This is a genomic window from Pseudoalteromonas sp. BSi20480 (assembly GCF_000241365.1).
Taxonomy (GTDB): domain Bacteria; phylum Pseudomonadota; class Gammaproteobacteria; order Enterobacterales; family Alteromonadaceae; genus Pseudoalteromonas; species Pseudoalteromonas marina.
The window spans coordinates 1-3,148 of sequence record NZ_BADX01000117.1 but is presented as its reverse complement, the minus strand read 5'-3'; the positions used below and the strand labels follow the sequence as shown (position 1 = coordinate 3,148).

1 rRNA gene is annotated in these 3,148 nt (G+C 48.7%); it reads right to left on the bottom strand.

What is annotated here, in order from left to right:
• Positions 1-45: 45 nt before the first annotated feature.
• Positions 46-2,932, bottom strand: a 23S ribosomal RNA gene (locus tag P20480_RS18355).
• Positions 2,933-3,148: the final 216 nt, after the last annotated feature.

The window sequence follows — 3,148 nt, the reverse complement described above, 5'->3', positions numbered from 1 at the left end:
ATTAACTTCTGTCTTAACTGTCACACAAAACGCGTTTGGCGTTGTATGGTTAAGCCTCACGGGTAATTAGTACAAGTTAGCTTAATGGCTCACACCACTTCCACATCTTGCCTATCAACGTTGTAGTCTTCAACGGCCCTTCAGAGACTTTAAAAGTCTAGTGAGAACTCATCTCGAGGCCTGCTTCGCGCTTAGATGCTTTCAGCGCTTATCAGTTCCGAACGTAGCTACCGGGCAATGCCATTGGCATGACAACCCGAACACCAGCGGTTCGTTCACTCCGGTCCTCTCGTACTAGGAGCAACCCCTCTCAATTCTCAAACGCCCACGGCAGATAGGGACCGAACTGTCTCACGACGTTCTAAACCCAGCTCGCGTACCACTTTAAATGGCGAACAGCCATACCCTTGGGACCGACTTCAGCCCCAGGATGTGATGAGCCGACATCGAGGTGCCAAACACCGCCGTCGATATGAACTCTTGGGCGGTATCAGCCTGTTATCCCCGGAGTACCTTTTATCCGTTGAGCGATGGCCCTTCCATTCAGAACCACCGGATCACTATGACCTACTTTCGTACCTGCTCGACGTGTCTGTCTCGCAGTTAAGCTGGCTTCTACCATTACACTAACCGTACGATGTCCGACCGTACTTAGCCAACCTTCGTGCTCCTCCGTTACTCTTTGGGAGGAGACCGCCCCAGTCAAACTACCCACCAGGCACTGTCCGTAACCCCGATTCAGGGGCCAACGTTAGAACATCAAAACTACAAGGGTGGTATTTCAAGGACGACTCCACAAGAACTAGCGTTCCTGCTTCAAAGTCTCCCACCTATCCTACACATGTAGGTTCAATGTTCAGTGCCAAGCTGTAGTAAAGGTTCACGGGGTCTTTCCGTCTAGCCGCGGGTACACAGCATCTTCACTGCGATTTCAATTTCACTGAGTCTCGGGTGGAGACAGCGTGGCCATGGTTACACCATTCGTGCAGGTCGGAACTTACCCGACAAGGAATTTCGCTACCTTAGGACCGTTATAGTTACGGCCGCCGTTTACCGGGGCTTCGATCAAGAGCTTCTCCGAAGATAACCCCATCAATTAACCTTCCGGCACCGGGCAGGTGTCACACCGTATACGTCATCTTGCGATTTTGCACAGTGCTGTGTTTTTAATAAACAGTCCCAGCCACCTGGTCACTGCGGCTCCCGTCCGCTTAGAGAGCAAGTCTCATCACAGATAGGAGCGTACCTTCTCCCGAAGTTACGGTACGATTTTGCCTAGTTCCTTCACCCGAGTTCTCTCAAGCGCCTTAGTATTCTCTACCTGACCACCTGTGTCGGTTTGGGGTACGATTCGGTATAATCTGAAGCTTAGAGGCTTTTCCTGGAAGTATGGCATCAGCAACTTCACTACCGTAGTAGCTCGTCTCGTGTCTCAGGTTTAGTGTTCGTCCGGATTTACCTAAACAAACGCCCTACTCACTTTCACATGGACAACCATCGCCATGCTTGCTTAGCCTTCTCCGTCCCCCCATCGCAATTATACCAAGTACGGAAATATTAATCCGTTTCCCATCGACTACGCCTTTCGGCCTCGCCTTAGGGGTCGACTTACCCTACCCTGATTAACATGGGATAGGAACCCTTGGTCTTCCGGCGTGCGGGTTTTTCACCCGCATTATCGTTACTCATGTCAGCATTCGCACTTCTGATACGTCCAGCATACCTCCCGGTACACCTTCAACCGCTTACAGAACGCTCCCCTACCACTCATACAAAGTATGAATCCGCAGCTTCGGTGCATAGTTTAGCCCCGTTACATCTTCCGCGCAGACCGACTCGACCAGTGAGCTATTACGCTTTCTTTAAAGGATGGCTGCTTCTAAGCCAACCTCCTGGCTGTCTGGGCCTTTCCACATCGTTTCCCACTTAACTATGACTTTGGGACCTTAGCTGGCGGTCTGGGTTGTTTCCCTCTTCACGACGGACGTTAGCACCCGCCGTGTGTCTCCCGGATATTACTTTACGGTATTCGGAGTTTGCAAAGGGTTGGTAAGTCGGGATGACCCCCTAGCCTTAACAGTGCTCTACCCCCGTAAGTATTCGTCCGAGGCTCTACCTAAATAGATTTCGGGGAGAACCAGCTATCTCCCGGTTTGATTAGCCTTTCACTCCTAGCCACAGGTCATCCCCTAACTTTTCAACGTTAGTGGGTTCGGTCCTCCAGTTGATGTTACTCAACCTTCAACCTGCCCATGGCTAGATCACCGGGTTTCGGGTCTATACCTTGCAACTATTCGCCCAGTTAAGACTCGGTTTCCCTACGGCTACCCTAATCGGTTAACCTCGCTACAAAATATAAGTCGCTGACCCATTATACAAAAGGTACGCAGTCACAGAACAAGTCTGCTCCTACTGCTTGTACGTACACGGTTTCAGGTTCTATTTCACTCCCCTCACAGGGGTTCTTTTCGCCTTTCCCTCACGGTACTGGTTCACTATCGGTCAGTTGGGAGTATTTAGCCTTAGATGATGGTCCACCTATATTCAGTCAAAGTTTCACGTGCTCCGACCTACTCGATTTCACTTAAAATGTCTTTTCATGTACGGGACTATCACCCTGTATCGTGGCACTTTCCAGAGCCTTCCATTAACACATAATAAGCTTAAGGGCTGTTCCGATTTCGCTCGCCGCTACTTTCGGAATCTCGGTTGATTTCTTTTCCTACGGGTACTTAGATGTTTCAGTTCTCCGCGTTCGCCTCGTTAACCTATGTATTCAGTTAACGATACCTGCAAGCAGGTGGGTTTCCCCATTCGGAAATCCTAGTCTCAAGTGCTTTTTACTAGCTTGACTAGGCTTATCGCAAGTTAATACGTCCTTCATCGCCTCCAACTGCCAAGGCATCCACCGTGTACGCTTAGTCACTTAACCATACAACCCAAACGGGTCTTTGTTTTGTGACAGTTTAACTTCGCCAGAAGTTAATATTGAATACTAAAGTAGATACCAATCAATCGACTCATAAGAGTGATTAAATGGCACTGAATGATACTGCTATCATTCTTTTTTACTTTTGAAAACTCTGTACAAATAACAATGTTATTCATACGAATTTTATTATCAGCTTTTCCAAATTTTTAAAGAGCA